The organism is Microcystis sp. LEGE 00066 (assembly GCF_015207925.1).
Classification (GTDB): domain Bacteria; phylum Cyanobacteriota; class Cyanobacteriia; order Cyanobacteriales; family Microcystaceae; genus Microcystis; species Microcystis ichthyoblabe_A.
In genome coordinates this window covers 1-5,779 of the sequence record NZ_JADEVX010000231.1, presented here as the reverse complement: position 1 = coordinate 5,779, position 5,779 = coordinate 1, and the positions used below count along the sequence as shown (strand labels likewise).

Here is a 5,779-nt window from a genome sequence, read left to right as displayed (position 1 = left end):
CCCCACACCCCACACCCTGTCCCTAGGAAATTCTTCAGCAAACCCTAGTTAAGGCCTGCTCGATTCTCTGACTATCGAGGGAGCGGCCGATAAAGACCAAGCGAGTTTGCCGCGTTTCCGTGGATTGCCAGGGTCGATCGAAGAAAGAATCAAAGCGATCACCGACTCCCTGTAACACCATACGCATCGGTTTATGGGCCACATTAACAAATCCCTTAACCCGATAGATTTCTTCTCGGGCCACCAATTCTTTAATCCTTTGGGTCAAAATTCGGGCATCTACGGGAGAATCGAGGCAAAACTGCACGGAATTGATCTCCTCATCGTGATCGTGTTCTTCCTCGTGATCATGATGACTAGGACGACTAGCTAAATCATCCTCGACGGCGGCATTAAATCCCAGTAGCACATCGGGGCTAATTTGTCCATCGGCACAAGTAACTATTTTGACCGTCGATCGCAGTTGTGTTTTCAGCCAATTAATAATTTTTTCTAATTCAATTTCGCTGATGAGATCGGTTTTAGTTAAGAGTACCAGGTCAGCGCAGGCTAACTGATCCTCAAATAACTCCTCAATAGGCGTTTCGTGTTCTAAATTGGGATCTGCTTGCCTTTGTGCAGTTAAAGCGTCCAAATCCGCCACCAGACGACCCCTAGCGATAGCAAAACCATCCACCACCGTGATTACTCCGTCCACCGTGGCCCCGTTGCGGATTTCCGGCCAGCGAAAAGCTTGAACCAGAGGTTTAGGTAAAGCTAATCCGGAAGTTTCGATCAGCATACAATCCAACTGTTGCCGTCGCTCCAGCAATTTCTGCATGGTGGGGAGAAATTCTTCCTGTACTGTGCAGCACAGACAACCGTTGGTCAATTCCACAATATTATCGTTAGGGTTGTCGTCGCAGGTCTGACAACTTTTCAACAAATCACCATCAATTCCCACTTCTCCGAATTCATTGACCATAACGGCCACCCGGCGGCCTTGATTATTTTGCAGTAGATGACGGATGAGGGTAGTTTTTCCCGCACCCAGAAAACCCGTGATCACAGTAACTGGAATTTTATGCATAGATAGGGCGATCGATCATATTCTTAGATCAATGTATCAGACTCTTGGTCTAGGGTTGAGGGTTTCAGCTCTAATTCTTTAGGATTGCCCCACCAATTGCCAGACTGTCACAAACTAGCTGAAATTTTCCTAGTTAGTCGTTATTCTGTTAGAAGTTTCAGCCGGCTAAATAATCGCTGAAAAACTTTTGTGGGAGTGGATCATGTTACAACGTCTTTTTTTAGCCTTTACCCTCGCTTTTCCTCTTTATTTAAGCATTGCTATTCAACAAACTTCTCCTCTAGCTGATAGAGTAAATCGCCCTTCTTCTCGCGGAATCAATAAAATTGAGCAGACGGTAAAAGCTATCCAAAAGCAATTAAAACAAGAGCATTCGGTTCAATTAGATTAAGAGGAGAGATAAAACTCCTCTTTTTCACTTTTGATTTGACAAATTACTTGCCATTTGCTGCGGGGGCCGGTATTCGGGAACTAAATCTTGTAGGGACTTAACTAGGCCCTGACGGTCATTAACTTGAATAGAATGGTTCTTCGGTTTGTCTTATGCAATAGACGGGAGTTATAAGGGATGGAACCCTTATAGAGAAAGACATTGGGCGATTTTTGTCAATTGTTTTTTATCTAAAGCGAACTAATCAATTAAATCCCTTACCAGATAAAGATTTTGTTGATTTATGCCCCCCTATCGAACCATAACAAGTAACGAAGAGCCAATAGAATTAAGCAGTTGTTCTAATTTGATTTGCAATTCCTCCCAAGCAAGAAAGTGTTCATGAGCGCAAAAAATCTTTGGGTGAGAGGTGGGACGAGCTTTATCGGTATCGATTAATAATTCTTCGTAGAGTTTTTCCCCCGGTCTTAATCCCGTGATTTCAATATCGATATCTTGCCCTAATTCCAAGCCACTTAAACGAATCATCTGTAGGGCCAAATCGTAAATTCTTACCGGTTCACCCATATCTAACAGGAATACCTCACCCCCCTTAGCCATGGCTCCCGCTTGTATAACCAAACGCACCGCCTCTGGAATAGACATAAAATAGCGAATAATATCGCGATGGGTGAGGGTAATATTCTTACGTTGGGCGATTTGTTCCCGGAAACGCGGCACCACGGAACCGCTACTATCGAGAACATTGCCAAAGCGGACGATAGCGCAACGGGTGGAAGTGTCGGGTAAAGCGGCCAAAGCTTGCACGACTAACTCAGCACAGCGTTTACTGGCCCCCATAATGTTAGTCGGTCTGACGGCCTTATCGGTGGAAATGAGAACTAAATTACTAACTGAATTCTCGATCGCGGTCTGAGCGACATTTAAGGTTCCCCAAACATTAGTGTAAACCCCTTGACTAGCATTGGTTTCCACAAGGGGAACGTGCTTATAGGCGGCCGTGTGATAAATTGTCTCAATTTGGTGTTGTTGGATGACTCGGTCTAGATGATTGCGGTCGAGAACATTGCCTAGATAGGCATACTTGCGTAAATCGCTATAATTTTCGCTTAAATCAAGATCGATTTTGTAGAGAGAAAACTCGTTTAATTCGTAGATTACCAGGCATTTTGGGTTGAGGAAGGCGATTTGTCGGCATAATTCCGAACCGATGGAACCACCACCCCCGGTGACTAACACCGCTTTACCGGTGACATTTTTTCCCAAAAGTTCGGGATGAGGTAGAATTTCTTCCCGTCCTAATAATTCCGAGACATCGACACTGCGAATCTGATTGATGGTCGTTTCTCCCGATAAAATTTTTGAGAGGGGAGGAACGGTTTTAATGTCGATGGGTAAAGTTTCTAGACTTTCGATGATTTGCCGCTTTCTGGCCTTGGCTACATTAGGAATAGCGAGAATAACCCAGTCAAAGGCTGTTTTTTGGTGCAGTAGTGCCAATTGAGAGGGGGGATAAACCCTAAAGCCTTGGATCACTCGGTGCTGCAAATCGGGATTATCATCAACAAAGGCCAATAAACGATAGTGGGGGTCATTTTGTAGGGAACGTGCCAATTGACGACCCACAACCCCCGCACCATAGATAACAATTGTCGGTTCTCTATCGACACTACTGACGTAAATATTCAGACGGTGAAAGACAGAACGAATCAACAATCTCACCCCGATAACCAATACTAGGGTTAACAATGCGTCGATAATCAGGACTGAACGCGGCAAAAAGGCATCCCCTTGAAAGTAGGCCAGAATGATTAAAAACCCTGAACTATAGAGAACCGCTTGCAGTACGGAGGAAAGAAACTCTAATCCTGTATAACGTACTACGGGACGGTAAATACCTTTGAGATAGAAAACTAGAGTTTTAATGGCAATTAAGCCCAATATTGGCTCTAAAAAAGGTCTAATTTCCCGATATTCGAGGCTCAGATTCAACCTGAGAGAGAAGGCCAGATAGATGGTTAGACAAAAAACAAGGCAGTCGGTGATCATTAAAAGAGATCGCTTCGATGACCTAGATAGGTAATTAGCCAATTTAAGGATTTTGTTCGCCAGTTTTCTATACATTATCCAATTGATTAATTAATCTTAAGGTAAATTACTTGGCTCCTCTCGACTTTGTCTGGTAATCAGTGCTTATTATTCAGACGAGTCTTGCTAGGCAAGGCTTTGAAGAATATATTTACGGAAAACTACCCCTATTCTTCTCTCTTCCATACACAAACGAGAAGAGCCAATATTTTTTATAACAGTAGCACTGTCCGTCTTTCCAGAGGATAATATCACCTAAATCCAATTATGTCAAGTGGCGGGATTTGTCAGGACTTTGGCTCTCTTAGGTTTGGTGGGTAAAATATATTCTAAGATACAGTCCTGCTGGCGAGGGAGTGGAAGGAACCACTCCAGACACAGAGTACACAAAGATTGATCGCTTCTAGAGTAAGTTAAACTGGTCGCAACGCGCTCGCTACGCGAGATCACACAAAGAATAAGAGAGCCGGACTTTTTTCCTTTTAGCAACTTTTCATCGCTCCCTAAAAATTTTTTGCTCCCCCAAACTAGCCGATAGATGACCGCTAGTCAAGGGTTACAATCAAGAATTGATGCAAAAATTTATCGAGTCAAGTTATGAGTAATCAGTACGATGCGATCGTGATTGGGTCGGGAATCGGGGGATTGGTGACAGCGACGCAATTAGCGGCAAAAGGAGCAAAAGTCTTGGTTTTAGAGAGTTATCTGATTCCGGGGGGCAGCGCGGGTTATTTTGAACGAGAGGGTTATCGTTTTGATGTGGGTGCTTCGATGATTTTTGGTTTTGGCAAAAAGGGGACGACTAACCTCTTAACCAAAGCTTTGGCAGCGGTGGATATGAGTATCGAAACCATTGCCGATCCCGTCCAGATCCATTATCATCTCCCGGACGGATTAGACTTAAAAGTTCATCGCGACTACGAACAATTTTTACAGGAATTAATTAGCCATTTTCCCGCAGAAAAAACTGGTATCCGGCGCTTTTACGATGAATGCTGGCAGGTTTTTAATTGTCTCAATAGTATGGATTTACTATCGCTGGAAGAACCCCGCTATCTGACTAGGGTTTTTTTCCAGCATCCTTTATCCTGTTTGGGATTGGTCAAGTATTTACCCCAAAATGCGGGAGATGTGGCCAGAAAATATATTAAAGACCCGAAATTATTGAAATTTATCGATATGGAATGTTATTGTTGGTCGGTAGTACCCGCCGATCGCACTCCGATGATTAATGCGGGAATGGTCTTTAGCGATCGCCATTACGGGGGAATTAACTATCCCCGGGGGGGAGTGGGACAGATTGCTCTCAAGTTAGTCGCGGGATTGGAAAAAGCTGGTGGTGAAATCCAGTATCAAGCGAGAGTGAATAAGATTATTTTAGATGCAGGACGGGCGATCGGGGTAAGATTGACCAATGGGAAGGAATATTACGCTAAAAAGATTGTTTCTAATGCCACCCGTTGGGATACCTTCGAGAAACTACTCCCCCCGGAATCTCTCCCGGGCAGCGAAAAAAAATGGCAAAAACGCTATCAAAAATCCCCCAGTTTCCTAAGTTTGCATCTGGGAGTTAAGGCCGATGTATTACCATCAGGAAGCGAATGTCACCATATTTTACTAGAAGATTGGGAAAATATGGAAGCAGAACAGGGAACTATCTTTGTTTCTATTCCTACCTTACTCGATCCCTCCCTAGCACCTCCAGACCATCATATCATTCATACTTTCACCCCTAGCTGGATTGATCAATGGCAAAAACTGCCTCCCCAAGAATATCAACAGAAAAAAGAGGCCGCTGCTCATCGTCTCATCGAGCGCCTGAAAAAACTCTTTCCCAAACTAGATACAGGATTAGATTATATCGAAATTGGCACGGCCCGCACCCATCGCCGCTTTTTGAATAGAATCGATGGCAGTTACGGCCCAATACCGCGAAGAAAACTGTTAGGTTTATTAGGAATGCCCTTTAATCGCACAGCTATTCCTAATCTTTATTGTGTGGGAGATAGTACCTTCCCCGGTCAAGGATTAAACGCGGTGGCCTTTTCTGGTTTTGCTTGCAGTCATCTTCTATCGGTAGATCTGGGTTTACCCCGTCCCAGAGAATGAACTACCCCGCCGCAAGCGGACGGGGTATCAGAATCAAAATAGACTCAATTGTAGATTTTGGTGTAGCTGCAGGTATTCTTTATCTTGTTCTTTTACATATCTCGCTATCATACCTTCATCCC

General features: G+C 44.0%; 3 protein-coding genes and 1 pseudogene. 2 read left to right on the top strand and 2 right to left on the bottom strand.

Features of this window, described 5'->3' with window-relative positions:
* Positions 1-34: 34 nt before the first annotated feature.
* Entirely contained in the window at positions 35-1,069 is a 1,035-nt protein-coding gene (gene cobW, locus IQ224_RS20995; protein ID WP_194033454.1) for a cobalamin biosynthesis protein CobW, read from the bottom strand.
* 202 nt (positions 1,070-1,271) lie between these two features.
* Between cobW and IQ224_RS20990 the strand changes: the two genes are divergently transcribed.
* On the top strand, positions 1,272-1,460 hold the full coding sequence (locus tag IQ224_RS20990; protein WP_079205920.1) for a hypothetical protein: 189 nt from the start codon (positions 1,272-1,274) through the stop codon (positions 1,458-1,460).
* 321 nt (positions 1,461-1,781) lie between these two features.
* Here the strand turns inward: IQ224_RS20990 and IQ224_RS20985 are convergent.
* Positions 1,782-3,509: pseudogene (locus IQ224_RS20985) on the bottom strand (polysaccharide biosynthesis protein); the annotation flags it as partial.
* A 636-nt stretch (positions 3,510-4,145) separates the two neighbouring features.
* Here IQ224_RS20985 and crtH point away from each other — a divergent pair.
* Positions 4,146-5,657 (top strand): carotenoid isomerase, encoded by a 1,512-nt coding sequence (crtH, locus tag IQ224_RS20980; RefSeq protein ID WP_002745748.1) that lies wholly within the window; start codon positions 4,146-4,148, stop codon positions 5,655-5,657.
* Positions 5,658-5,779 lie beyond the last annotated feature (122 nt).